The sequence below is a fragment of the Neobacillus sp. plas4 genome (assembly GCF_057221695.1).
The window spans coordinates 4085457-4110592 of sequence record NZ_CM170152.1 but is presented as its reverse complement, the minus strand read 5'-3'; the positions used below and the strand labels follow the sequence as shown (position 1 = coordinate 4110592).

At 37.9% G+C, this 25136-nt stretch carries 23 protein-coding genes; 18 read left to right on the top strand and 5 right to left on the bottom strand.

What is annotated here, in order from left to right:
* Positions 1 to 53: 53 nt before the first annotated feature.
* From AC2TFD_RS20605 to AC2TFD_RS20585, 5 genes are all read left to right on the top strand, one after another.
* Entirely contained in the window at positions 54 to 1010 is a 957-nt protein-coding gene (locus AC2TFD_RS20605) for a SipW-dependent-type signal peptide-containing protein (protein WP_484673870.1), read from the top strand.
* 40 nt (positions 1011 to 1050) lie between these two features.
* Positions 1051 to 1626: a signal peptidase I SipW gene (gene sipW, locus AC2TFD_RS20600; RefSeq protein WP_484673869.1), complete on the top strand. Its 576-nt coding sequence runs from the start codon at positions 1051 to 1053 to the stop codon at positions 1624 to 1626.
* A gap of 93 nt (positions 1627 to 1719) precedes the next feature.
* Positions 1720 to 2391 (top strand): TasA family protein, encoded by a 672-nt coding sequence (locus AC2TFD_RS20595; RefSeq protein WP_484673868.1) that lies wholly within the window; start codon positions 1720 to 1722, stop codon positions 2389 to 2391.
* A gap of 82 nt (positions 2392 to 2473) precedes the next feature.
* Positions 2474 to 3097: an LPXTG cell wall anchor domain-containing protein gene (locus tag AC2TFD_RS20590; RefSeq protein ID WP_484673867.1), complete on the top strand. Its 624-nt coding sequence runs from the start codon at positions 2474 to 2476 to the stop codon at positions 3095 to 3097.
* Between the two features lie 328 nt (positions 3098 to 3425).
* Positions 3426 to 4268: a DegV family protein gene (locus AC2TFD_RS20585; protein WP_484673866.1), complete on the top strand. Its 843-nt coding sequence runs from the start codon at positions 3426 to 3428 to the stop codon at positions 4266 to 4268.
* A 31-nt stretch (positions 4269 to 4299) separates the two neighbouring features.
* On the opposite strand, the gene AC2TFD_RS20580 is transcribed toward AC2TFD_RS20585, so the two are convergent.
* A complete protein-coding gene (locus AC2TFD_RS20580) occupies positions 4300 to 5190 on the bottom strand; it encodes an MBL fold metallo-hydrolase (RefSeq protein ID WP_484673865.1) in 891 nt (296 codons plus the stop codon).
* A 180-nt stretch (positions 5191 to 5370) separates the two neighbouring features.
* Between AC2TFD_RS20580 and AC2TFD_RS20575 the strand changes: the two genes are divergently transcribed.
* The 6 genes from AC2TFD_RS20575 to AC2TFD_RS20550 all read left to right on the top strand — a co-directional run bounded on the left by AC2TFD_RS20575 (position 5371) and on the right by AC2TFD_RS20550 (position 11052).
* A complete protein-coding gene (locus tag AC2TFD_RS20575; protein ID WP_484673864.1) occupies positions 5371 to 6891 on the top strand; it encodes a spore germination protein in 1521 nt (506 codons plus the stop codon).
* A gap of 12 nt (positions 6892 to 6903) precedes the next feature.
* On the top strand, positions 6904 to 8025 hold the full coding sequence (locus AC2TFD_RS20570) for a GerAB/ArcD/ProY family transporter (RefSeq protein ID WP_335517110.1): 1122 nt from the start codon (positions 6904 to 6906) through the stop codon (positions 8023 to 8025).
* Positions 8009 to 9169 carry a Ger(x)C family spore germination protein gene (locus AC2TFD_RS20565; protein ID WP_484673863.1) on the top strand — a complete coding sequence of 387 codons (1161 nt, stop codon included), beginning with the start codon at positions 8009 to 8011 and terminating at the stop codon, positions 9167 to 9169. Before AC2TFD_RS20570 ends, AC2TFD_RS20565 begins: the two co-directional genes overlap by 17 nt.
* A gap of 75 nt (positions 9170 to 9244) precedes the next feature.
* Positions 9245 to 9820, top strand: a complete 576-nt coding sequence (locus tag AC2TFD_RS20560) for an SCO family protein (RefSeq protein ID WP_335517116.1) — start codon at positions 9245 to 9247, stop codon at positions 9818 to 9820.
* A gap of 110 nt (positions 9821 to 9930) precedes the next feature.
* Entirely contained in the window at positions 9931 to 10467 is a 537-nt protein-coding gene (locus tag AC2TFD_RS20555) for a GDSL-type esterase/lipase family protein (RefSeq protein WP_484673862.1), read from the top strand.
* 6 nt (positions 10468 to 10473) lie between these two features.
* On the top strand, positions 10474 to 11052 hold the full coding sequence (locus tag AC2TFD_RS20550) for a YpmS family protein (RefSeq protein ID WP_335517121.1): 579 nt from the start codon (positions 10474 to 10476) through the stop codon (positions 11050 to 11052).
* Positions 11053 to 11086: 34 nt separating this feature from the next.
* Here the strand turns inward: AC2TFD_RS20550 and AC2TFD_RS20545 are convergent, their stop codons facing one another.
* Positions 11087 to 11833, bottom strand: coding sequence for a DUF4397 domain-containing protein (locus AC2TFD_RS20545; RefSeq protein ID WP_484673861.1), 747 nt, complete (start codon positions 11831 to 11833; stop codon positions 11087 to 11089).
* Positions 11834 to 12142: 309 nt separating this feature from the next.
* Between AC2TFD_RS20545 and rsgA the strand changes: the two genes are divergently transcribed.
* The 3 genes from rsgA to msrB all read left to right on the top strand — a co-directional run bounded on the left by rsgA (position 12143) and on the right by msrB (position 14453).
* A complete protein-coding gene (gene rsgA / locus AC2TFD_RS20540) occupies positions 12143 to 13213 on the top strand; it encodes a ribosome small subunit-dependent GTPase A (RefSeq protein ID WP_484673860.1) in 1071 nt (356 codons plus the stop codon).
* Between the two features lie 273 nt (positions 13214 to 13486).
* The gene (gene msrA, locus AC2TFD_RS20535) at positions 13487 to 14029 is read left to right on the top strand and encodes a peptide-methionine (S)-S-oxide reductase MsrA (RefSeq protein WP_484673859.1); all 543 of its coding nucleotides are present in this window, start codon (positions 13487 to 13489) and stop codon (positions 14027 to 14029) included.
* Positions 14019 to 14453 carry a peptide-methionine (R)-S-oxide reductase MsrB gene (gene msrB, locus AC2TFD_RS20530; protein ID WP_484673858.1) on the top strand — a complete coding sequence of 145 codons (435 nt, stop codon included), beginning with the start codon at positions 14019 to 14021 and terminating at the stop codon, positions 14451 to 14453. Before msrA ends, msrB begins: the two co-directional genes overlap by 11 nt.
* A gap of 20 nt (positions 14454 to 14473) precedes the next feature.
* Here the strand turns inward: msrB and AC2TFD_RS20525 are convergent, their stop codons facing one another.
* Positions 14474 to 15061 (bottom strand): DUF502 domain-containing protein, encoded by a 588-nt coding sequence (locus tag AC2TFD_RS20525; RefSeq protein WP_484673857.1) that lies wholly within the window; start codon positions 15059 to 15061, stop codon positions 14474 to 14476.
* 121 nt (positions 15062 to 15182) lie between these two features.
* Here AC2TFD_RS20525 and AC2TFD_RS20520 point away from each other — a divergent pair, with 121 nt between their 5' ends.
* Together AC2TFD_RS20520 and AC2TFD_RS20515 are read left to right on the top strand one after the other, a co-directional pair.
* The gene (locus tag AC2TFD_RS20520) at positions 15183 to 15359 is read left to right on the top strand and encodes a YjcZ family sporulation protein (protein WP_335567204.1); all 177 of its coding nucleotides are present in this window, start codon (positions 15183 to 15185) and stop codon (positions 15357 to 15359) included.
* A 177-nt stretch (positions 15360 to 15536) separates the two neighbouring features.
* The gene (locus tag AC2TFD_RS20515; protein WP_484673856.1) at positions 15537 to 17012 is read left to right on the top strand and encodes an NAD(P)/FAD-dependent oxidoreductase; all 1476 of its coding nucleotides are present in this window, start codon (positions 15537 to 15539) and stop codon (positions 17010 to 17012) included.
* Positions 17013 to 17141: 129 nt separating this feature from the next.
* Here the strand turns inward: AC2TFD_RS20515 and AC2TFD_RS20510 are convergent, their stop codons facing one another.
* Positions 17142 to 18116: a nuclease-related domain-containing protein gene (locus tag AC2TFD_RS20510; protein ID WP_484673855.1), complete on the bottom strand. Its 975-nt coding sequence runs from the start codon at positions 18114 to 18116 to the stop codon at positions 17142 to 17144.
* A 290-nt stretch (positions 18117 to 18406) separates the two neighbouring features.
* Here AC2TFD_RS20510 and AC2TFD_RS20505 point away from each other — a divergent pair, with 290 nt between their 5' ends.
* The gene (locus AC2TFD_RS20505; RefSeq protein ID WP_484673854.1) at positions 18407 to 19381 is read left to right on the top strand and encodes a S66 family peptidase; all 975 of its coding nucleotides are present in this window, start codon (positions 18407 to 18409) and stop codon (positions 19379 to 19381) included.
* Positions 19382 to 19460: 79 nt separating this feature from the next.
* Here the strand turns inward: AC2TFD_RS20505 and AC2TFD_RS20500 are convergent, their stop codons facing one another.
* Positions 19461 to 20825, bottom strand: a complete 1365-nt coding sequence (locus AC2TFD_RS20500) for a TrkH family potassium uptake protein (RefSeq protein WP_484673853.1) — start codon at positions 20823 to 20825, stop codon at positions 19461 to 19463.
* Between the two features lie 145 nt (positions 20826 to 20970).
* Between AC2TFD_RS20500 and AC2TFD_RS20495 the strand changes: the two genes are divergently transcribed.
* Positions 20971 to 24912 (top strand): tetratricopeptide repeat protein, encoded by a 3942-nt coding sequence (locus AC2TFD_RS20495; protein WP_484673852.1) that lies wholly within the window; start codon positions 20971 to 20973, stop codon positions 24910 to 24912.
* Positions 24913 to 25136: the final 224 nt, after the last annotated feature.

Here is a 25136-nt window from a genome sequence, read left to right as displayed (position 1 = left end):
ATAAGTTCGTTACAAAGAACAAAACGGTGAACTTGAAAAGGAAGTTGATGAAAATGAAAAAAAAAGTCACCAACTCCGTTCTTAATAAACTACGTCTGAAAAACTACATATTATTTGGAACGAATGAGGAGGGGAATACCATCCGAAAAACTCGTTTAAAGAAATTTAGAAATAAAAACAAAAAGCTGGTGGCGGCAGCAAAGATTGTTGCAATTTGGTATCTCCTTATTATTACCGGTTCATACCTCACAACTGACACTGGTGCTTATTTTAATGATGTTGAAGAAATAAGTGGGACGCTTGCTGCAGCCGAGGATTTTTGTGAAGGATTAAATGGGCAATCAGAATACTGGCATAATTTTTGTAAAGATAATGCTGGCGGTGGAAATGGTCCAGAACCATCTGACCCTGGTACTGGCGGTAAGGGTACTGATCCAGATAATCCTGGTCATAATAAAGGTGGATGTGATGATCATACAAATGCACCATGTTCCGAAGCTAAACAAATTAATGAAACACATACTAGTAATTCAATTACACTAACATGGATTAAACCTTCAAATGTTAAGTTTGTAAGAATATACAAAAACGGCAGTGAAAAGCCAGTCGTTGATAACTTAATAGAAGAAATATTTATTGATGAAAACTTACTACCTTCTACTAAGTATAGTTACAAGATTACAACAGTTGATAATTCAGGGAAAGAATCATCAGGTTTAAATATTGATGTTGCTACAAGTAGTGAAGATAATCCTAGTGCATTACCTGAAAATGTCACTGACCTAAAAGGTGTCCGAAATGGGAATAGTCAAAACATAGAATTATCTTGGAAAAACCCAACTGGTATCAGTCATGTAAGGATATACAACCAAGCTGATTCGACCCTTATTGAGGATAATGTAAAAGGTGAAAATATTAAATTTAAGTTTAATGGAGAAGGAACCTATAGAGTAACTACAGTAGATAGTTCCGGAAAAGAGTCATTAGGGGCAACTGTAACTGTTAAATAATCAATAAAAATTATCAAGAAAATAATTTGGTGGTGTTAACGTGACAGCAAAAAAAGTTTGGAACATTACGAGCAATTTAATTACAGGAATCCTTTTTCTACTACTGATCTTTATGATTTTTGTAGTGGTTTCCTCAAGGGCTTCAGGTGGAGAACCTAGTTTATTGGGATATCAACTGAAAACAGTACTTTCAGGTTCAATGGAACCTACATTCAAAACTGGATCAATAATCGCCATTAACTCTCTTCAGAATACTGATGACCTGAAAAAAGGTGAAGTAATCACATTTATGAAATCAGAGCAAGTAATCGTTACTCACAGAGTTATTGAAGTTATCAATAAAGAAAATCAAGTAATGTATAAAACAAAGGGCGATAACAACAAAGAAGCTGATACAGATCTAGTTTCTTCACAGAATGTCGTTGGAAAATATACAGGATTTACAATCCCCTATGCGGGTTATCTAATAGAGTTTGCAAAGTCTAAAATTGGAACTGCCTTATTACTTATTTTACCAGGTTTACTATTACTATGTTACTCAGGATTTACCATTATTAGAGCACTTAAAGAAATTGATAGTTCTAACAGTAAAAAAGATGTGCATAAAACAGTTTGAATTGGTTGTAACTCCTTATGTAAAAACATAAGGGTTCAATAAATAAAAATTACATACCTCGAAAAACGAGGGGGAAATGAGGAGGAAAAGAAAATGACGTTAAAAAAGAAATTAGGTTTAGGGGTAGCATCAGCAGCATTAGGATTATCTTTAATTGGTGGAGGAACTTGGGCAGCATTTAATGATGTAGAAAGAACAGCTAATCATATTGACACAGGGGTATTAAACTTAGGTGTTGACGCAGCAAAAGGTATAATTGATCTTAATAAACTTGTACCTGGTGATCGTATCGAAAGAGAACTTGTTCTTAAAAATGATGGTAATATTGATATTGCTGAAGTTTTACTAAAAATTAATGCTACTGGTTGGGCAGATTATAAGGTGGATGGAAAGGCCACAAATTCGAATACACAAGAGCAGTTTTTATCTCAATTCAAAGTTACACTGTTGAAAGCTGACGGAACTGACCTATTAACTGGCATTCCAAAAACTGGAGTTTTAGGTACTGACACATTTGTAACACTTCAGGATTTAGTAACTAGAGCGGATGGTACTTTCAAAGTTTCAACAGGTGATGGGCTTCCAAACAGACTAGTTGATTTTGATGGAACAGACTATGACACACTTTATGTTGGTATAGAGTTTATTAACGATCTTAGTAAAGATGGTGATAATGAATACAATCAAAATAAATACCAAGGAGAAGGTGTAAACCTTGAATTCGTATTTGAAGCTACTCAAAAACCAGGTGGCCCTAGAAATTAATTTAATTAATAATTAAAAATGTTATGAAAGGTGGGCTATATGCCTACCTTTCTAAATATAGTGTTTTAGGGGAGGAGAAAAAATGTTAACAAGAAAAATATTATTTCTTCTCATTGGTAATTTGTTAATAATATTCTCTTTTATTTTTTACCCTATTAGTTTAGTAAATGCCTCTACACTAATTCAGGAAATTGATATTGCTACATCACCTGAAAAAGTATTATTTGATATTTCTAAGCTAGTTCCTGGTGATTGGGCGACTAGAACTATTACTATAAAAAATAGCGGAAAACAGGATTTTAATTACCTTTCATCGGCAAAATTGATAGATGGTTCAGAAAAACTCTTTAATGAACTATTACTTACTATTTCAGACAAAGATAGTGAATTGTACAAAGGTAAGATAAGTGATTTTAAAAAACTAGATCCCCGGTATATTGGCAGTAATAAAAGTGAAATTCTGTCTTTTAAAATAGAATTCCCATCAAAATTAGGAAATGAATTTCAAGGTCTTGCATGCAATTTTGAATTTAAGTTTTATGTCGAAGGTACTTTAGGCGGTGTGCTTTCAGCTGATGGCCTCGAACTACCTAATACTAGTTCAGATATGTTTAATATTTTAGTAGCAGGTGCAGTATTAGTTTTAACAGGTTCTACAATTCAATTTTTTATTAAGAGAAGAAATAAGTTGGAAAAGCAAGTATAACAGGACTTTGGTTTTTGAAAGTTGAAAATCAAGGTCTTATTTAATTTATTAGTATACATATTTTTAATTTCTAATAAATGGTTAAACTTTACACTTCCCATCGTTTAATTAAACAACCAGATTTTACATTAATGCCCTTTTTTACTCTCTCAAAACTAAACTTCCCAAATATCCGAATTAATGAATAATGGATAGTTCGTTATCGAACACTGGCTCCCCCAGTGTTCTTTTAATTTTCACAATTAATTTCATGAAAATAGGGGAATTTATTTCTTAAAGAACAGTGAACCTGTATAATACATAGGAGTAAACCCTAGGATGTGAGTAGATGAGCAAGATTAAAATCGTAACGGATTCGACCATGGATATGACGATAGAACAAGCGGAACAGCTAGGTGTTGTGATCGTGCCTCTGTCAGTAACCATCAATGGCGAAACCTATTTAGACAGAGTGGAAATTCAACCTGCTGAATTTATGGAAACGATGAAGAATATAGATGAATTACCGAAAAGCTCCCAGCCTTCTGCTGGTACTTTTCTTGAAGTATATGACAAACTTGGCGAGGAAGGCTATGAGGTTTTATCGATACATATGACCGGTAAAATGAGTGGAACGGTTCGCTCTGCGGAAAGTGCTGCGCAGATGACCAAGACAAAGGTAACCGTCCTTGATTCCAAATTTATTTCGATTGCTCTTCAGTTCCAAGTTCGAGAAGCGGCTGAAATGGCTAAGCAAGGTAAGAGCATGGAAGAAATTCTTGAACGCCTTGCAAAGGTCTGTGAAAACACAAAACTATATATTATGATTGATACCCTCGAGAACATGGTGAAAGGCGGACGAATTGGGAAAGGGAAGGCATTTATTGGTTCGTTGCTCAATATCAAGCCAATTGCATCTCTTGAAGGTGCAGAATACAACCCGGTTGCTAAGGTTCGCAGTCATTCCCAAGTGGTGAAATGGCTTGCAAAACAATTTGCAGAAGATATCAAAGGGAAAACTGTTCGTGGTGTGGGTATTGTTCATGCTGAGGCCCACGAATTGGCGACTAGAGTGAAGGACTCCATTATCGAATTAACCGGCTACCACGATATCTCAGTTGGGTACACAGGCCCAACCATCAGTACACATACCGGACCAGGCGCTATTGCTTTAATGTATTACACGGAATAATAAATAGGGATGGCTGCCATTGGCACCATCCCTATTTATTTACCAACAATATTTCTGATGATTCGTGAACGTGATAGCCTAGCCGGTGCAAATGCTTCCGAATCCCACTTCGTTCCCATGTTCTCATAATCATCGTATTGAGTATTTTTTTCGGATAAAAGATCCCGATATTTGTGAGTTCCTCAAAGTTCATCCCTTGACGAACATATTTATCGATCGCTTCATCACGCTGGTCAATCATCGCTAAAAATTTGTCCATTGCCTCCATAAATTCCTGTTTCGTGAAAACTCCTTTTTGATGACCAGTTATATAGGTATTAGCGTCCAACTCTACTAGTTGTTTACCAGATTTAATGAACTTCTCGATATCTCCATCGCTCCCAAAATACCATGGACCGAAGGAAGTCATATCAAAGTCCCCGGCATAAACGATACCTAATTTCGGAAAATAGGGTGTTACATATCCTTTTGTGTGACCGGGTGTATGAAGAAAGTTAACTTTCACTCCGCTAAAGTTGTATTCTTCCTCATATTGATAGGTTCCAGAAATACCCCCAAGGTTTTGCACCCATTCCTTAGGCATATGATTCCTCAATACTTCAACACCTTCCGGACCCCATTCTTGATAAACTCCATTTTCAAGAGCAATTCCTTCAATTGATTGAATGGTTTCAAATTCCAGTGGGTTAATCCATTTTTCAACATTCGGAAACAAATGATTATGCAAGGTATGATCGGGGTGGTAGTGAGTATTGATAATTAAATCAACCCCATGTTGATCATTGAGTGCCTTAAGTTCAGTTGGGTCTGCTCCTGTATCGATAAGCACTTTATCTTTACTATCAATATATAAGCTTCGAGAAAAGGGAACCTTACTCTGATTTGGACCTTCAATGATCCAAATTGGGCCGATTTGCTGCATTTTTATCACCTCTGCTAAATTAACTTAATTTTCCGTCAGCTGAATGAATACCCATTCATGATACCATATCTTGTCAATTCATTAAACTTTCATGCTCTGCTGTCATCCACCATCTTTTTTTATGGGTAAAAAAGGCTGTTTTGGTAATGCTAAAAAAAATTGAATTAAAAGGTGTTGTCTATGTTTAAATGGTTGTCTGGTAAAAAAGCAGAAGAAACACCAAAAGCTCATAGTTTAGATTTGGAAGAATTGATGGAGCAAATAAAAGCGGAATTAAATGTCGGATCAGACCTTGTCTTTCGAACGTTGAAAAAGGACGGGGCGAAGCTTATTTTCTGTCTGATGAACAGTCTAATTGATGCAACAAGACTCGATGATATTGTCATTCGGTCCATTATGAACCATAAGGAAATAGAAGAATGGACGTGTGAAGCGATAGCAAAAGTGTTACCGATTGCCTCGATTACAGCTGTTAATCAGTTAGATGAAGTCGTTGGGGGAATTAACGAGGGAAAAGTGTATATTTATGCAGAAGGACAGCCATATGGAATCCTTGCGGATGTTGGTAAACAGCTTGTAAGAGGCCTAGAAAAAGCAGAAACGGAATCCCTTGTTTATGGTCCGAAAATCTCTTTTACGGAATCCCTGCAAGGAAACATCAATATATTGAGGAACAACATAAAGGAAGACAATTTATGTACGGAAGACTTAACAGTTGGCAAAAGATCAAAGACAAAAGCGAAGCTTGTTTATATTAAGGGGATTGCCGATGAAGAGAGTATAAACACGTTTAGGCAGAGGGTTCAGGATCTTACCGTGGATTTTGTTCCTGGGTCAACTGTACTAGGTCAGTATATTGAGAGTAATAGCTGGTCTGTATTTCCACAGTTGATGACAACGGAACTCCCTGATCGTGTGTCCATCGCATTATATAGAGGAAAAGTGGCCGTTTTAATGGACAGGAGTCCGGACGCTCTTTATGGTCCTACATCTTTTTTCGCCTTTTTTGAATCCACAGAAGATGTTTATATGCGCTGGAACATGGGTTTGTTTTTACGGATCCTTCGGCTGGTGGCAACTTTTTTATCAGTTTTACTAACACCGGCTTATGTAGCTGTTTTGACTTATCATTATGAAGTAATTCCTTCCCCATTACTCCTCTCGTTGGGAGAATCAAGAGCGAGGGTTCCTTTTCCACCTGTCTTTGAAGCGCTACTCCTCGAATTTGTTATAGAATTATTACGAGAGGCAGGGGCAAGGCTGCCGACCAAAGTGGGTCAAACCATGGGTATCGTTGGAGGTATCGTAATTGGGCAGGCAGCAGTTGAGGCAGGGTTTACCAGCAATATCCTGATTATCATCTTGGGGTTAAGTGCCCTCGGTTCCTTTACAACCCCTAGTTATTTAATGGGTACCGCGATTCGTATCATTCGGTTTCCAATCATATTGATGGCAGGACTTTGGGGTGGTATCGGGATCATGCTTGCCTTTTGCTTTTTTATTATCCACCTGCTCAGGTTGGAGACCATTGGCGGGCCTTATCTAACACCTATATATCCTACTAGAATAAAAGATATTGGGTATAGTTTTTTCAAACTGCCGCCGCAATACCTTTCCTTCCGCCCCTTAACCAATCGAACTGATGACAAAGAACGCTTTCCTAAAAAGAAGGCGAAGCAAAAAAAGGATGTAGATGAATAGGAGCGAACAACGATGAAGGTGAATTTACATCCAAAAGAAGGTTTGTTGATTAATGCATTTATGCTCGTGTTTATCATCCACTCGATACAGGTTGGAGTGGGAATGGCAGGGCTTCCGAGGATTGTATATTTAGAAGCAAAACATGACGCCTGGATTTCTGTATTCTTAGCCGGCCTGTTAACATCCGTTGTTTTGGTATTTATGATTCAAATGCTCAAACAGTATGATAGTGCAGATTTGTATGGTATTCATGTTGATGTATTTGGAAAATGGGCAGGACATTTCTTGAATGTTATTTACATGATATATATGACATCTACTTTTTTTATTATATTAATGAACTACGTTGAAATTGTTCAAGTCTGGATATTCCCGACATTGCCATCCTGGGAGCTTTCACTTGTCCTGATTTTGTTGGTGATATATGCAGTTTTTGGCGGTATCAGGGTAGTTGTTGGAGTTGCATTTTTTTCCGTTGTTGGAACCATTTGGCTTGCTTTTGTCCTATTTGTCCCCTTCAAATTCGGTGATTTTACACATTTATTTCCAATTATGAATGTGAATACGAAACAACTGCTAAGAGGGTCTTACAGTACCGCATTCTCCATGTTGGGCTTTGAGCTCATTATGTTTGTTTATCCATTTGTAAAAGAAAAACGAAAGGCAATGGTTTTTGCTCAAATTGGAAATTTCATTACAACCATCATGTTAACACTTGCAACACTCGTTTCCATTGTTTTCTTTGCTTCTAATAGCTTGGAAAAGACCATCTGGCCAGTTTTATCGATGTTTAAGATTGTTCGGCTGCCTAATCTGGAAAGGTTTGAATTTATTGCCGTATCTTTTTGGATGTTGATTATTCTTCCAAATATGTGCTTTTATCTTTGGGCAGCTTCAAAAGGTTTTTCAAGAATCTTAGGAAAAAAACAAAAATCGGGTATTTGGATTATTGCTATTGTTACCTTTGCAGGAACCTTCTTTATTCAGTCTAGATACCAGATGAATATGGTTACGGATGTAATAGCAAAGGCAGGTTTTTTCCTTGCGTTTTGCTATCCTGTTGTCCTTGCAAGTATTGTCTTCATAAAAAAATGGTATAAAAGGAGGGTTAGAAAGCATGCGGAAACGTCGTAAATGGCTAAAAATGTTGATGGGAATTAGTTCCTTATTCCTGCTTGCAAGCTGTGGAGTAGAAACAAAGCAATTGGAAAGATTGGGGCTCATTACGGCAATCGGATTTGATTTAAAGAAAGAGAACGAAATTAAGGGCACCGTATCGGTTACGAAATTTGATCCAATGGCCAAAGTTATGACCAACTTGATATCCGCAAATGCGAATACCCTCCAAACATTAAGGTCCGAGGAAAATCTAGCCACCGACCAAAGACTTGAAATGGGGCAGCTCCGGTGTGTCGTATATAGCAAGGAGTTGGCGGAAAAAGGAATTATCCAGCTTGTAAATGCTCTTAATCGTGATCCGACTGTGGGAAATATGGTTTATCTAACCATTGCTGAAGAAGATGCTTTTTCAGTCATTAATATGAGTCAGAAAAAAATAAAGATAAACATTGGGACATACTTATATAATTTAATTAGGCAAAATGTTGAAAGGGAACTCTTAATCTCGCCGACCCTTCATGAATTTAATCATAACTACTTTGACTACGGACAGGATCCAGTGCTGCCAATCTTACAAGTAAAGAAAGACAAAGTAGCCATTTCGGGGGTTGCACTATTCAATGATGACAAAATGGTAGCAAGATTAAATAATGATAAGCTCTTTTATTTAAAACTTTTAATAGATGAATATCGAACAGGGTCAAAGGAATTAGAATTTAATCCTGGCGAATTCGCAAAGATTATCAACCTACATGGCGGCAGGTCTTTTGAGAAAATCTATAATAAATTGTTTATCAGTATCGATAATTTGCGCAGCAACACAAAAATTAAGCTAGTGGACAAAAAGAACCTGCGTTTTAAAGTAGAGGTTAGCATGGATTCTAGATTACTGGAAACCACGAATTTTTTAAATTTAGGCAAACCCGAAAATATGAAGTTTATAGAGAAAAAAATAAATAAGGAAATGGAAAATGAAATAAAAAAACTTCTGTTATATTTCCAAGAAAAGCAAGTGGATCCTGTTGGTATTGGGAATGTGTACATGGCTCATGTCCGAGGGAAGCCTATTTCAGAAGAGAAATGGAAAAAATTATTCAAGAATGCTAAATTTGATATCCAAGTAAAAAATACAATCGCCCGAACAGGTACAATGGATTAATAAGCGGTTTTCTTTCTTCTTAAGTGAATATTTGTTACACTATTCACGAAAATAAGAAGGCTGCAGGTGATTATAGTGAAAAAACGATTTTTGGTTATTTTCTTGATTGGATTGTTTTTGTTAGCTGCTTGTGGACAAAAAGGGATTGAGAATCCGCTCAATTACACAGTGAATGATTTTACTGCAGTAACGGAAGAAAATAAGCCATTTGAAAAGAAGGATTTAGACGGAAAGATTTGGCTCGCTGATTTTATTTTTACTAATTGTGCAGATGTTTGTCCGCCAATGACAGCGAATATGACCAAGCTGCAAAAAATGGTAGCAGATGAAGAATTGAAAAATGTTGAGTTTGTCTCTTTTAGTGTCGATCCAACCGTTGACACACCAGAAGTGCTTTCGGCTTATGCAAAAAATTTCGAGTTAGATACAACCAATTGGACTTTTTTGACAGGTTATACGCAAGAGTTTATTGAAACGTATGCGAGAGAAACATTCAAGACATTAGTAAAAAAGCCGCAAGAGGGCAATCAAGTAATTCATCAAACATACTTTTTCTTAGTTGGACCGGATGGTAAAGTTAAGAAAATTTACGACGGATATAAAGAAGTGCCATATGATGACATGATGAAAGATATGAAGGCGTTGCAATAGACCTTTTTTAAGAGGTCTATTTTTTTGGGGATAAATAAGATATAGTACTAGCATGTTTTGAAATATTTTTGCTATGTTATAATATTATTAGGTAGAGGGTGGTGAAGTAAATGAAAAAAGTTTTCACCCTTCTCCTTCTTTCGACTTTTTTCTTAAGTTCCTGCAGTCCGCCCGATCGTTGGGATTTGCATAAAGAACGTACTGCTTCAGCTGTTGTTTACGAAGAGGTTCCAGTTGATTTTGTCCCAAAGGAGATAAAGATTGTCTCTGCTGGTGATTCCTTAACAGAGGGTGTTGGCGATAGTACAAAAAATGGAGGATATCTGCCTTACTTAAGAACTTTGCTCGAGGAAGAAAAGGGAATTAAGGAAGTTGATTTCTACAACTTCGGTGTCAAGGGTAATCAAACCACGCAATTATTAAAAAGGCTGCAAAAAGAGGAAATGAGAGATACTCTCTCTACAGCTGATTTGGTGATTTTGACAATTGGCGGCAATGACATTATGAATGTCGTGAAGGACAATATTTTTCATCCCAATGATAAGGGGTATGAATTAATTGCTGAGCGATTGAACGAAACGTTAGAAGAACGGACATTACCTGATCTCGTTAAGAAAGCGTACATGGTCAGTAAAGAGGAGAATTAGTTTTCTATGATAAATAAATGGAAAAGGGGATTCTTTCTTTTATTAGGGTTAAATGCTTTGATTGTAATCCTTCTAATATCTTTGATTTTTATACCTGCAGATGAAAATGGAAAAATTCATCCTGGTGTACCCAATAACAATAGTGTTTCTTTCGAAGTAACATCCAATAAGGATGATTTAAATCGATTAATTAACCAGTATATTAAAAAAGAAGCCGGCGATTCGCCGGTTGAATATAGTGTCCGCCTGGAGAATGAAGTGGAGTTGTACGGAGCCATCCAATTCTTCAGCCAAGAGTTGGATTTAAAGCTTACTTTTAAACCAGAGGCATTAGAAAATGGTGATTTAGTTTTAAAACAGCAGTCGATATCTCTTGGCAGCCTACATTTGCCCGTATCGTATGTACTAAAATTCATAAAAGAAAATTATAAGCTCCCTAATGGTGTAGACATTCAACCAAATGATAAACTTATCTACGTAAACATGCAGCAGTTAAAATTAAAAAGTGATGTAAAAATAAAAGCAAATAGGTTTGATTTGATAAAAGATGATATTGCATTTACCATACTCGTTCCCATTGAATAAGGTGACTCATTGAAAAGTGAGTCACCTTATTTATTTAATCCTTCAAAATCAGCGCCTGTAAAGCTGGTTCTCCATTTGAATGGCCAATCAAGGTGATGGTATAGGTTTCATTTGGACGGAACTTGGTTTTAGGCATTGAGAGGACAACTTGTTTCGTTCCTGCTTCTCTTAATTCCAAATCTACCGTCATTGGCATGATTCCCAAATATTCAGAAGCTTGTTTATAGGAGATGTTCGGGAAGACAACATCTCTGTCCTTCACAGCAAAATCTAAGGCTCCTGTGTCAGGGGATAAATGAAGGAAACGTATTTTTGATTCATTAAGAGGTACTTCAGGTTGATTGAGGTATGGCAGCAACCGCAATTTTTTTACAGAATCAATGATTGCATGCGTATAAGTCCTCCCAGGTTCCACGGTAATCTTCTTATTGAGCACACTATCCACCGAATTTCCCGTTGAGTAAATATCAATATGATACTTTCCAGGCTTTAAAGCTAAATAATTGCTGGCCACTCTGAATGGGAGGCGTTTCACTTGCATTTGCCCGTTTATATAAATATCAACATCGGGGGCATCGGGTGAGGTATGAAGGAATCTGACCCTTCCTTCAACTTGAGATTGCTGGTTGTTGCGCACCGTCATGGCCTTATTCATATATTTTAGATGTTTCAAATAGTAATGCATATGCAGGTTGGGGCTAGTGTATTTAAAGTTGTGAGCCAGTAAATCATACATTGCGGCTCTTTGAAGATATTCAGATTGATCTTTATTTCCAGGCATACCCTTCGCTCCTTTCTCTAGTACTTTACAAATTAATTTATTCAAGCATGTTTAGGTGGGTGTCTATATTTGGATTTTTTGTTTACAAATGGATGTTGATAACATATACTTAATACAAATAAGTCGGAAGGCGGGTGAAGTGTAATGTTAAATGAAAATACGTTAATTGCCGTTAATTTCAGTATCGTTTGCACAGCCCGCAGGTTCACCCTATAGAGGGGAATCTATACCCATTATTCCTTTGTGAATAAAACCATGGGCTGTGTTGCCTATGGTTTTTTATTTTACAATTTTTCTGGAGGAATATGGATGAATTTACAAACAATCGGACTAACTGAACAAATAAATAACGATTTTCTTGCAGGAAAACCTAGCGAAGAGATGATAATTGGCCGCGTAGCCTTGGAACATAAGCACATGTATCGGGTTTGGACGGAGCATGGAGATTTACTATGTGAAGTATCCGGGAAATTTAACTTTGAAGCGTTGAGTCGTGAGGATTATCCTGCTGTCGGGGATTGGGTCATGCTAAAACCTCGGGTAGAGGAAGGCAAAGGTACGATTTTTTCGGTTATGCCTCGCTTTAGCAAATTTTCACGGAAATCTGCTGGCAGGACGGCTGAGGAACAAATTGTTGCTGCCAATGTGGATTCGGTCTTTCTCGTGAATTCGCTTAATGATGACCTGAATTTACGCCGGATTGAGCGATATCTTCTCCTTACATGGGAGAGTGGTGCGAATCCCATTATTGTCTTGAGCAAAGCAGATTTATGTGAAAATCTCGAAGAGAAGCTTGGGGAAGTGGAGGCCATCGCCTTTGGCGGGGTTCCTGTTATTGCGATAAGTGCCGAATTGAAGACTGGTATTGAAAAGCTTGCACCATACCTACAGCCTGGAAAAACCATTGCCTTGTTAGGGTCCTCTGGGGTAGGGAAATCAACCTTAACGAACCTTTTATTAGGTGATCAAAAACAAGTGGTAAAGGAAATCCGTGAAGGTGATGACAAGGGGCGCCACACCACGACACATCGTGAACTCATTCAACTTCCTAACGGCAGCGTGCTGATTGACACCCCAGGAATGAGGGAATTGCAGCTGTGGGAAAGTTCAGAGGGTTTAACTGAAACGTTTTCGGATATCGATGAATTGGCAGAGAACTGCAGATTCAGAGATTGTAAACACCAGGATGAGCCAGGATGCGCTGTCGTTTCGGCGATTGAAGAAGGAATACTTCCAGCGGGACGGCTAACGAGCTACAATAAATTGCAAAAAGAACTCGCTTATATCGAACGGAAAGCCGACAAACGTGCTCAAACAGAAGAACAGAAAAAGTGGAAGAACATCACCAAACAAATGAGACATAAAAAGAAAATTAACTAGTTATATCAGCCGAACCTGGAGATGGGGTTCGGCTTTTTGATTGGTTTGGTGGGGGTAGATAGGGGATTCGCAGATATATTTGGATTAACGCAGATATATTTGGATTAACGCAGATATAATTGAATTTACGCAGATATATTTGATTTATCGCAGATATATGGAAAGAAACGCAGATATATCTCCATTCCCCACTTTTTAGACAGCAAATTGTATTTCTTTACAAAGTTTCGGTATACTCATAGTTAAGCAAATATATTCCAAAGGGGTGGGAACATGGAAGAGAATAAACAATTGGCTACGTTTGCCGGAGGCTGTTTTTGGTGTATGGTGAAGCCGTTTGATGAGCAGCCGGGAATTATTACTGTCCTATCTGGATATACCGGCGGACATGTTGAGAATCCTACATATCAGCAGGTTTGTTCCGAGTCAACGGGGCACTATGAAGCCGTTCAGATTACATTTAATCCGGAAATTTTTCCATATGAGAGACTGCTTGAACTTTATTGGCAGCAAATTGATCCAACTGATCCCGGTGGTCAATTCTACGATCGAGGTCAGTCCTATCAAACGGCAATTTTTTATCATAATGAAAAACAGAAGGAACTTGCAGAACAATCAAAACAAAACTTACAAGATAGCGGTCGTTTCATAAAACCAATCGTAACGCCAATCTTACCAGCAAAAACCTTCTATCCGGCCGAAGAATACCACCAGCATTACTATAAAAAAAATCAAGCACATTATGAAAGATATCATGTAGGGTCAGGGAGAGCCGGTTTTATTCAAACACATTGGGGGGAGAAAAATGAAAAATAAGGAACAATTAAAAAAGGAATTATCGCCGATTCAATATGAAGTAACCCAAAATAACGGGACAGAGCCTCCTTTTCGAAATGACTATTGGAACGAAACGAGAGACGGTATATATGTAGATATTGTTTCTGGAAAGCCGCTTTTTAGCTCACTGGATAAGTATGATGCGGGCTGCGGCTGGCCGAGTTTTACCAAGCCAATTGTAGAAGAAGAAGTGTTGGAAAAAGAAGATTATAGCCATTTTATGGTTCGGACTGAAGTAAGAAGTAAGACAGCTGACTCCCATTTAGGTCATGTTTTTAATGATGGTCCGGATCCAACTGGATTACGGTACTGTATCAATTCGGCCGCCTTACGCTTTATTCCAATCGAAAAGCTGGATGACGAAGGTTACGGAGCATATAGAAAGTTATTTGACGAAGAGTAAAAAGCCGCGATTTCGCGGCTTTATCCTTTTGCTTTGGAAGTAGAGGTCATTCCGCCAGAAAGGATAAATTTCATGGCGTCCTCTGGCTTAACATCAATAATTTCAACTTGTTCCTTTGGAATTAAAAAGGTAAATCCAGCTACTTGAAAGGTTTGCGGCACATAGACGGCTACATGATCCTTCAGAGGGCTGTAAAAATCCTCCAACTGTTCGGAAGTAATAAACCCCATACTTCTCATCTGTGTTCCTGGAATAACGACTAAAGCCACTTTTGAAAAAGACTTTTTCTCTCCCAAAAATGATTGGACGGTATCTTTTATCACCGAATAAATGGTTTTTACAACAGGAATTTTCTCTAGCCATTTGTCAATCAGTCTAATAATGCTCCCTGTAATAAATTTTGTAGACATCCATCCCAAGAGAGTAATTAATACAATCGTTGTGAGCAAACCTATTCCAGGAATGTAATCTTCCTGTAAATAAGGTCTTAATGTGTTTCCGAGCAAACCATCAAGAAACAAAAAAGTTTTGTAAATTACAAAAATCACAAGAATAATGGGAACAATCGTCAAAATACCGTTAACAAAGCTTTTCAATAAAGTTTTCAAACTATCACCTACAGATTTTTATCATTGATTCTCATAATATAGGCGAATGCACAGACGGGTCAAGTACCTATTACATAAATTAAGAGTGTTAACTGACAAAAACTCAGAGGAGTGAATAGGTATGTATGGTTATGGGTATGATGGCTGTGGCATGGGTTATGCAGCACCAGCAGTTGGTGGATGTGGCTTTGGTTATGCAGCACCAGTAGTAGGTGGCTGCGGATGGGGGCATGGCACATTCGTATTAATCGTAGTGTTATTTATCCTATTGATCATCATTGGTGCTAGCTATTGCTAAACAAAAAGATTCAGGTGAAAAGCCTGAGTCTTTTTTATTATTTTCTGAAAAAGCGTAAAACACGAACGATGTTTTGTTGAATTTAAATATAGTTCGTTTTTATTGTTGACTGAAAGAATGTTTTTTGATATATTTACCAATGGTTCAGTAAATACATACGTCTTGGAGGTTTGGACAATGGAAAATAGATATGATGTTATCGTAGTGGGTGCAGGGCCAGCAGGGATTTTTACCTGCTATGAACTTACGCTAAAAATGCCGAATGCAAAGGTGCTATTAGTAGATAAGGGACATGATATTTATCGGAGAAATTGTCCGATTTTAGATAATAAAATTGAAAAATGCCCTCCAGCAGCGGGCAGGAAAGAGTATGCAGGATGTTTACCTGCTTGTTCAATCACTGCTGGTTTCGGTGGAGCAGGTGCCTATTCAGATGGTAAGTTTAATATAACGAATGAATTTGGCGGCTGGATGACCGATTATCTGTCAGATTCTCAAGTCATCGATTTGATTAAATATGTTGATGAAATTAATTTATCTCATGGTGCAACAGATACCATTACAGATCCGCTGACAGATGAGGTTAAAGATATTGAACGCCGGGGCTTTGCAGCGGGATTAAAATTATTGCGTGCTCAGGTTCGACATCTCGGAACAGAGCAAAACTTAAAAATAATGAAAAGTATCTTTGAATACTTAAATGATAAAGTTGAAATGTCTTTTAAAACAGAAGTTCAAGATTTGATTACCGAAAAAGCACCGGATGGTCATGTTGTGAAGGGGATTAAGCTAAAAGGGAACAAAGATTTATATGCTGATAAGGTTGTTATTACACCAGGCCGTGATGGTTCGAAATGGCTGACTGAAATCTTGAATTCACGCCGCCTGAAGATGACAAGCAATCAAGTCGATATCGGTGTTCGTGTGGAGACATCCGACATCGTAATGCAGGAAATCAATGAACATTTGTATGAAGGTAAATTTGTCTTTAATACATCCGTTGGAACCAGAGTACGGACGTTTTGCAGCAATCCTTCAGGACATGTTGTGGTTGAAAATCATTCAGGTATCATGCTTGCGAATGGACATGCTTACAAGGATCCGAAGCTAGGCAGCCCGAATACGAACTTTGCCTTATTAGTATCGCATACATTCTCAGAGCCTTTTGATAAGCCGACTGAATATGCACACGAAGTATCACGCCTTGCCAACTCCCTTTCAAATGGCGGCTTAATTGTCCAAAAGTACGGTGATATTTTAAAAGGGCGTCGTTCGACAGAAAAAAGGATTAAAGAAGGTTTCATCGAACCGACATTGAAAGAGGCGGTTCCTGGTGACCTAGGGTTAGTACTTCCATATAACACCCAAAAGAGTTTAATTGAAATGACAGAAGCATTGAATCAAGTAACGCCGGGGATAGCTTCTGAACATACCTTGTTCTACGGAGTCGAAGCGAAGTTCTACTCTGCCCGGCCAAAACTCAATGACCGCTTTGAATCAGAAATCAGCGGCTTGTATGTTGGCGGAGACGGAGCAGGCATTACCCGCGGTCTTGCCCAAGCAAGTGCATGCGGCGTCTGGATTGCAAGAGACATCATTCGGAAAACATCAACAGAAGGAAAAAAAGAAGTTGTAATGGCCTCAACCCGCTAAATTAGCGGGTTTGTTTTTTGGAGTGAAAGCAGATATCTGCCATTAATCGGATATATCTGCGATAAATCAGATATTTCTGCGTAAAACCAAATATATCTGCGATAACCAAATTATATCAGCGTAACAGCATCACCATGGGATTTTTTCAGGATGGTAATATCGACCTTTGTTAGTCCCCGTACTAATCAGATTCATAGAACGCAAGATTCTACCAGCGGTGTCTGCTGAACTCAATTTAGCAAAACTTCGAAACTGCTGATTTGTAATTTTCGTGTTAAACAGTAAAAAGTAATCCTGTAAAGTTAGAATATGAGCGTCTTTCGAGAAGTTTTTACAAGAAGAACAATACCATTGCTTCCTCTTACGGAGCATTGGCAGGTGGTGGTAACACTCAGGACAAAGTACACCTATCGATATTTCGCTTAGCTTAATATCATATTTTTCCAAAATGTAATTTGTTGGTGGGGTGTTCTTTTTCAAAAGTAGCCTGCTAAGTTTTCGGAGGTCTTTTTCGGTGAGGAATTGCTCTGTGTAGTTATTCTCAATTTGAGGTAGTCTTCTGTCGAAACTGTGGGATTTACAAACGCGATTTCTTACTTCGGAAGGCGTTCCTTTAAATGTAAGAACTGCATTTTGATTATTGATAACAATAAGATAATCAACAGGGACGGGTGGGAAATTATTTTCCTTTAATAGCTTCTTTATGTAGGATTGATGTCTTTGGACCTGAGAAACCGGATCCTGATATCCCTTTATTTTTTCACCAACTGTTTGATAAAACTGGTCGTTTTCAGAATCGAAGGTTAATACTCCAGTCATGTTCTTGACTTCGATAATAAGTGCTAATTGTGGAGAAATAAGAAGATTATCAATTTGATAGGTGGATTTGCCTTCAGAGAAATTCAAATCGTGAAAAATAATGTATTTGCTGCCAAGGAGTTGTTGAATTTGGGTATCAAGGTATACTTCACTTTGGTAACCGGCTTCTCTCCCCGAAAGTTCCTCTGCAATTTGCGTTCGTTTTGAATGGTTCTTGGGAAGTCGTCTTAATAAAGCTCTTAATATTAATATTTTTAACGGAATGGACCGTAATTTTCCTATCAATCTCATCATTCCTTTCTGCAAGTAAAATAGTTCGGTGGAATTATTGATTTTCCTGTCGAATACTATAAAAAATTATCGGATATTGTCTATTTTGTGTCTTCGCATAAATGGTAACTTTCGAATAAAGAAGGATATCTGCGTAAATATCGATATATCTGCGGTAAACCGATTATATCTGCGTAAATCCAAATATATCTGCGATAAATGAAATTTATCTGCGATGCGCACGGAACGCTACAAATACCTCCTTCCAATTTGATAAACTATCTAAAAAGGAGGATACATATATCATGATGCCAAATAGATTGTCCCCTGGGGATGAAATTAGGGTGATTGCGCCATCGACGAGTATGGCACTTGTCAAAGGGAAGCAGGTGGAATTAGCGACAGAGCGTTTAAGCCAGTTAGGATTCAAAGTAACCTTTGGAAAAAATGTTGAAGATCATGATGAATTTTTCACCACATCGATTGAACAAAGACTGGAAGATCTACATGAGGCATTCAGAAATCGCGCTGTAAAAGGGATTTTAACAGCGCTCGGCGGCTATCATGCGAACCAATTATTAAACCATATAGATTATGAACTAATCAGATCAAATCCGAAGGTCTTCTGTGGATATAGCGACATAACAGCATTGAGCGCTGCCATTTACAAAAAAACGGGGTTGATCACGTATTCGGGGCCTTTTTTTTCAACGTTCGGTGTTAAACATGGCATAGATTACACGCTTCAATCTTTTTTAGAAGCGGTTACGAATGACGCACCATATGAAGTGGATCCTTCAGCTGTTTGGAGTGATGATAAGTGGTATTTGGACCAAGAGGAACGAACCTTTGTTGAACAGGAAAACTATATGGTCATTAATGAAGGTGAAGCAGAAGGAAAACTGATTGGCGGCAATTTAAGCACGTTGCACCTTTTGCAGGGAACAGAGTACATGCCTTCACTTAAGGATTCCATTCTATTTATTGAAGAAGACGATGAAGCACATATTCATTCCTTTGACCGCGTCCTTCAGTCGCTATTGCAGTTACCTGATGCTCCGGGAATCAAAGGGATTCTCATTGGCAGGTTTCAAAATGCATCCAACGTAACGGAAGCAGCATTAAGAATGATTATCAAAACGAAACAGGAACTAAGGAATATTCCGGTAATAGCCAATGTTAATTTTGGACATGTTCAACCTATAGCCACTATTCCGATGGGAGCACAAGCAGCCATTTCTGGAAAAGGATTGTCCACTAACATAACAATTTACACATGAAAAAAAGCAGGGAATTCTGATATGCCCCGTAAATTAGTAGAGTATCTAACATTTACGGGGCATATCATTCTTCTGCTCTTTACCCTATCGTCACTTTCTCCTTAGGAAAATGAATCTTTTCCTGGCTTGGATCTTTGCCTCTTAATATCAATAAACACGTAACAATCCCTACTCTTCCGATAAACATCAAAAGGATAATTAGTATTTTTCCAAATGTGGTTAATTCGGGGGTTAATCCCATCGATAATCCATTGGTTCCAAATGCAGAAGAAACTTCAAAAATAACCTGAATGACGGTTCCGTTCTCTGTAATGGAAAGAATTAAGATGGAGACTAAACAGAGTATCGCAGCTGTAGAAACCACTATAAATGATTTGATAACATCCTCATGATGCAGTTCTCTTCTAAATATTTTTATAGAGCCTTTCCCGCGTGCATAATAGAAAATCGCCAATAAAACAATTGCGAAGGTTGTGGTCCGGATTCCGCCGCTGGCGCTGCTAGGGGAACCGCCAATAAACATTAACACAGACATAAAAAGCTGATTGCTCGGTGTGAATTCATTTAAATCCATGGTCGCTAAACCTGCACTTTTGGTTGTGACGGAATTGAATACCGAGTAAAATAAGGATTGGTGCCAAGATTTTCCGGCAAAAAAATAATGGCTGTCGAGTAAATAAATAACCAGGCCTCCTACAACCGTTAAAATAACAAAGGTAGCTGTCGTTAATTTCGTAAATAAAGTGAAATGGTACCTTTTTTTAACCTTTAGACTCAAGAAGAATTCATATACCTCGACAATAACAGGAAAGCCGATTGCCCCAATGATCATCAAAAATATAATCACAGTTTGAACGAAGTAATCATCACTAAAGGGAATTAATGAATTCCCTGTAATATCAAATCCGGCATTCGTCGTGGCACTAATTGAGCCGAAAAATCCATGCTTAAATGCTGCAAAGGGACTTTCGAAATAATTTAAAAAGCGTAATCCTAAAATAATCCCGCCAATGATTTCAAATGAAACAATAATAATAAATATCCGTTTTGCCAGCTGTACCAATCCTGCTAAGTTAGATTGGTTTTGGTCGACCATGATCAACTGCCGTTCTTTTAATCCAACCTTTTTCCCAATCATCACCCAAACGAAGGTGCTGAGGGACATTACACCTAAGCCTCCTAATTGGAGAATAATACACAAGAGAAAAATTCCGAAATTACTAAATGTATCTCTTAAGGAGATTACACTTAGACCTGTTACACTTATAGCACTTGCTGAAGTAAATAAGGCATCGATAAAGCTAATCGCAGCACCTTCGCGATGTGCTAAAGGTATTTTCAGCAGCAGGGTAGAGACGATGAGTGCGGATAAGTAAAAAATAACGATTAATTGAATCGTTGATAATTCTTTCTTTTTTAATAGAGACCTATTTTTTATGTTCATTTGATCCTTCCCTTATGTAAATCTACCTGTAATTTTATATGAACGGTGTATAAAAGTAAAAGATGTTTTCCTACTAGAATTTTCTGCCATTTTTCTATATGCTAAGCATATCAGGACGAAGGAAGCCAACGAGAGGTGGGAGACTATGGATATTGAAATGCTGAAATCATTATATGACCAGAAAAAGTTTTATCAGGCTTTAGAACTTGTGAGGAATGAAATAAATCTTTTTAAAACAATGCGATTTTCAGAATTGAAGCAGGAGCTAAACAAAATTCATTCTGTTGAAGAATTTCAAGTATTGATTCGTTTGACTGATCATTTTTTGATGTACCAATATAGCTCTTTTATTGCTCGCTATGCTTATCGCCGTTTTCCTTCTATACAAACTATTACTTGGTACTGTGAGGAACTTCTTGACAACGGGAAGATATTAGAAGCAGACGACCTCATTTCAAAAACAATCAAGGAGAATCAAGATGATAGATTCCATCCTGTGGAGATTGAGCGTCTTTATTTTTGTAAGATTCGTTGTCTGCTAGAAATGAATAGATTTAACGAAGCAGAGAAGCTGCTTGAAACAGTAAAAGAGGCTGCCCTCCCGCTGCCCGACAAAATGGGCTATGTATTCATGCAGATTGGAAACAGAAGGAAAGCGGAGGAATATTTTCAACAAGGGTTGGATCATCCGGAAAAAGGTAGAATCTGTTATTTACTATTGTCTGATTTAAAAGCTTCAAATGGACAAATAATGGAGGCATTAGAGCTTATTAAGGAGGGAGAGAAGATCTACCCTGAAACGCCGGCCTTCCTGCTGGAAAAAGTAAAACGCTGCCATGACCTTGGCAACATGACAGAAATGCTTGAAATAATCCAAAAATTGAATGAAAAAATTCCAGAGCATTTGTATCGAAAATACTTCCGTTACTTAACCAAAATCGCTTACTACAATTTAATGGATTTTTCCCGCCTTTCCCAGGAAGAAAAAGGAGTGAACACTCTTTTTACTCTAAAGAATGAACAGGGTGAATTAAGTAAGCTGCCGATAAAACCTATTATTCAAAAAAGTAATTATTGTGTTCCTGCAAGCTTAGAAATGATCTTGACTTTTTATGGTCAGGACATCAACCAGGATGAGATTGCTCATCATATATTCAATTTTACAGGTTCAAAGCTGTCGACCACTGTTGCGTATCTGGAAGAAAACGGTTATGAATGCCGATACTTTATTGGAAATAAGGAAATATATCAAGAATTGTTGAAAAAGAATATTCCCATTCTTTTAAGTGTTGATTTTGAGAATTCTTCCCATGTTCAAGTCATGACAGGGTATGATAGCAGGTTCGACTTTTATCACATACAGGAGCCTAACTTGTTAGAACCGATGTATATGACAGCCAGTGATCTAGAAAAGGCAAATGTTTCAACAAGTTATATGTCCATCGTCTTTGTTCCAAATGATCGAGCCCATGAACTCTCTTTTTTATCAAAGGAAGAAGATGAGTATTTTCGCAGGCTGCATGCGTTAGGGGAGAAAATGGAAGAGGACGAAGAGGCATATAAAGAGACTTTTCTAGAATTCTTAAAGGCTAACATCGATGTTCCTTATTCTCTTATTTATATTGTTAAGCATTTCTCCTTTGAGGAATATAGTGATTTCATTGTTCAATGTGCAGATAAGCTATTGGTGTTATATCCCCAAAATGACTTTATGAATCTGCACGCAGTCCAGGCATACGTGCGTCTACATAGGATGGAAAAGGCAAGAGAGCAGTTAAAACAAACCTCAATGAAAACGTTCAGCCCACTCTATCATTTTCTCAATGGTAGAATTTCGCTTTACTTTGACGATATGAAGGCCGCGATTCATTCTTTTAGAAATTCTTTGCAGCTTGATCCCGATCAATACTATACATGGAGTTATCTCGCTCTCGCATACCTTTACTCTGGTGATGTAAAGAGAGCAGATTATTTTTCTTCTATTAGCATGGAGCTTGCTCCGAAAGAAAGATTTGTCCGTATTAATCATGCCGCGGTGTTAATTGAGAAGCACGAGTATGTGGGTGCACGGAAGATATATGATCAACTTATTCGTGATTTACCGACTGATGGACATGCTTGGTATGAACGTGCACGTCTTGACCAGAAACTTGGAAAAATAAGAAAGGCGCTGCGCGGATTTTTAATGGCGGTAAAGCTAGAAAACCATTTAGCTCATGCTGTTCTTGCAGCCGCTGATCTTTATGAATATGAGGTTGGAGATCCAGAAAAAGCGAAGGGAATATTACAATCAGGTTTAAATGCGGCTTCTTCTGCTTTGCTTTTGGTTCGGCTGGGAGATTTCTACCGTGAACATGAGGAAATCGATAAGGCTATTGAAAGTTATCAAGAAAGTATAAATTTATTTCCAGAGGAAGTGTTTGCCTATATCGGGCTGGCTGAAATCATTGGGAGTAAGGAAAGTAAAGAAAAGGCTATTCAATTTATTAAAACCCATTCTGACAGATTTAAAGAGGATAGTGAATTTCTGATTAATGGCGGGCGGATAATGGCGGACTGGGCTCTGGAAGAATCCTTAGAGTTAATTGAGAGAGGTATATGCTGTATTCATTCTAATCTTCATGAAGCATTAGATCTATATGTAAAAATAGTGGAAGAGACACCTTTTGTAAGTCGTGCGATAAATTTTCTAGAGCAGCAGTTTACTAAGTTTCCTAGTTTGATTGATTACAAATGCTATCAGGGAACCTTGCATGAGGTTAGACAGCACTATTCACTTGCACTCAATTGTTATAAAGCTGCTATAGAGGTTAGAGAAGATGCTTTTCCCTATTATCGAATGGGGGAAGTGTACGTAAAAAACGGAGCAAGTGAGCTCGCTTCTGAAGCATATAAAAATTGTTTATCATTGGATTCCAGCTTCGAATCTGCCTATTTGCGGCTAGCAGAAATAGCAGCGGCTAAAGGGGATTTTGAGGAAGAAGGAGAATATCTCCTCAGTCTGCTGGACTTTTCACCTCTTAGCGTAAATATAGAATATTTGACGATGATTTTGGATGAAGATCGAAATCGTCAATTACTTATACAGCTTCAATCTATGCCGAAAGAGCTTAATGAGGTTTGGAGACTGGACGCACAAGGATATGTACATGGTGCACTAGGGGAAATCGACAAAGAACAGGAAAAGGTAACTGCCGCACTCAATCTTAGCCCTGATTTTTTAGAGCTGCTTCACCATCAGGCAAAGATTAATATTAAAACAAAAAAGTGGGAAAAGGCTGCCTCCATCCTTACATTGCTTTTAAGTAAGGACCCTGAGAATGAAGAGATTTACAGAACACTGATCGCTTATACCGCTGCATCCAGTAAATGGTCAAGACTGCCCGTTTTTCTCTCAAAACTAGATGAAAAAAATAAGGATAGGAGTACAAGGTATTTATTAGCAGCCGAGGCAAGTAGGCAGTATATTATGGAAATGAGCTGGGAGGATGAAGAAGAAGGAAATGTATTTGGTCGTTTTGTCCGTAAGTTAAAAAATCGGACCAAGCAAATAAACTTGTTTGGCTCCATCATTGAGCTTTATGAGAGAGCTATTAAATTTAATGGAGATAATTTTTCAGCAGTAAGCCATTTTGCACGATTTTATGAGAATTTTGAACTGGTTGAGGACGCAATTAAAATTCTGCAAAAAGTATTAAAAAGTCATTGGGACGATCGAATTGCCTATCAGCTGGGAATGATTTACCTGAACAAGGAGGATTACATTTCAGCACTTCAACTATTTGAACGGCCATTAAACAGTGATCCTGAGGACACGCACCTTTCTTATTTGGTTGCCTATATTCATGGTGAAATGGGAGAAACGACGATAGCGGAAGATATGATGATGAAGATTTTAAAGGAAAATCCTTTCGAACAAAGTGTCCATTTACAGTTAGGCCGTTTGTTTAATAGACAGGGCAGATATCTTGAAGCAAAAGATGTCCTTGAAAAAGGGAAGGAATACCATCCCTATGATGCTGACATTTGTGATGAGCTTGAACGAACGAACAGTCATTTAGAAAATGAATTGGTACTAAATCACTAAAACAGATGTGCAAAAGCGCATCTGTTTTTTCTTATATAATCCAGCTCCGGCACCTAGCCCCTCGAGGTCGCTTCGGTCCTGCAGATGAAGTCGAAAAGCATGACTTCATCCACAGGCCCTCCAGCGCTTGTCGGGGCTGAACAAGGTGCTTCCGCTTTTTAGTTTAAAAAGATGAAAGTATTAAAAACCTAACTCATACAATGAACTAAAAGGGGAAGTGGTGT

Bases quoted from the DNA above. Each gene is read 5' to 3' on its own strand.
- AC2TFD_RS20580 (WP_484673865.1), bottom strand. From the start codon at position 5,190: ATGCAGCAAATCGGCCCAATTTGGATCATTGAAGGTCCAAATCAGAGT.
- AC2TFD_RS20555 (WP_484673862.1), top strand. From the start codon at position 9,931: ATGAAAAAAGTTTTCACCCTTCTCCTTCTTTCGACTTTTTTCTTAAGT.
- msrB (WP_484673858.1), top strand. From the start codon at position 14,019: ATGAAAAATAAGGAACAATTAAAAAAGGAATTATCGCCGATTCAATAT.
- AC2TFD_RS20585 (WP_484673866.1), top strand. From the start codon at position 3,426: ATGAGCAAGATTAAAATCGTAACGGATTCGACCATGGATATGACGATA.
- AC2TFD_RS20520 (WP_335567204.1), top strand. From the start codon at position 15,183: ATGTATGGTTATGGGTATGATGGCTGTGGCATGGGTTATGCAGCACCA.
- rsgA (WP_484673860.1), top strand. From the start codon at position 12,143: ATGAATTTACAAACAATCGGACTAACTGAACAAATAAATAACGATTTT.
- AC2TFD_RS20595 (WP_484673868.1), top strand. From the start codon at position 1,720: ATGACGTTAAAAAAGAAATTAGGTTTAGGGGTAGCATCAGCAGCATTA.
- AC2TFD_RS20505 (WP_484673854.1), top strand. From the start codon at position 18,407: ATGATGCCAAATAGATTGTCCCCTGGGGATGAAATTAGGGTGATTGCG.
- AC2TFD_RS20515 (WP_484673856.1), top strand. From the start codon at position 15,537: ATGGAAAATAGATATGATGTTATCGTAGTGGGTGCAGGGCCAGCAGGG.
- AC2TFD_RS20545 (WP_484673861.1), bottom strand. From the start codon at position 11,833: ATGCCTGGAAATAAAGATCAATCTGAATATCTTCAAAGAGCCGCAATG.
- AC2TFD_RS20590 (WP_484673867.1), top strand. From the start codon at position 2,474: ATGTTAACAAGAAAAATATTATTTCTTCTCATTGGTAATTTGTTAATA.
- AC2TFD_RS20550 (WP_335517121.1), top strand. From the start codon at position 10,474: ATGATAAATAAATGGAAAAGGGGATTCTTTCTTTTATTAGGGTTAAAT.
- AC2TFD_RS20565 (WP_484673863.1), top strand. From the start codon at position 8,009: ATGCGGAAACGTCGTAAATGGCTAAAAATGTTGATGGGAATTAGTTCC.
- AC2TFD_RS20575 (WP_484673864.1), top strand. From the start codon at position 5,371: ATGTTTAAATGGTTGTCTGGTAAAAAAGCAGAAGAAACACCAAAAGCT.
- AC2TFD_RS20605 (WP_484673870.1), top strand. From the start codon at position 54: ATGAAAAAAAAAGTCACCAACTCCGTTCTTAATAAACTACGTCTGAAA.
- msrA (WP_484673859.1), top strand. From the start codon at position 13,487: ATGGAAGAGAATAAACAATTGGCTACGTTTGCCGGAGGCTGTTTTTGG.
- AC2TFD_RS20495 (WP_484673852.1), top strand. From the start codon at position 20,971: ATGGATATTGAAATGCTGAAATCATTATATGACCAGAAAAAGTTTTAT.
- AC2TFD_RS20500 (WP_484673853.1), bottom strand. From the start codon at position 20,825: ATGAACATAAAAAATAGGTCTCTATTAAAAAAGAAAGAATTATCAACG.
- AC2TFD_RS20570 (WP_335517110.1), top strand. From the start codon at position 6,904: ATGAAGGTGAATTTACATCCAAAAGAAGGTTTGTTGATTAATGCATTT.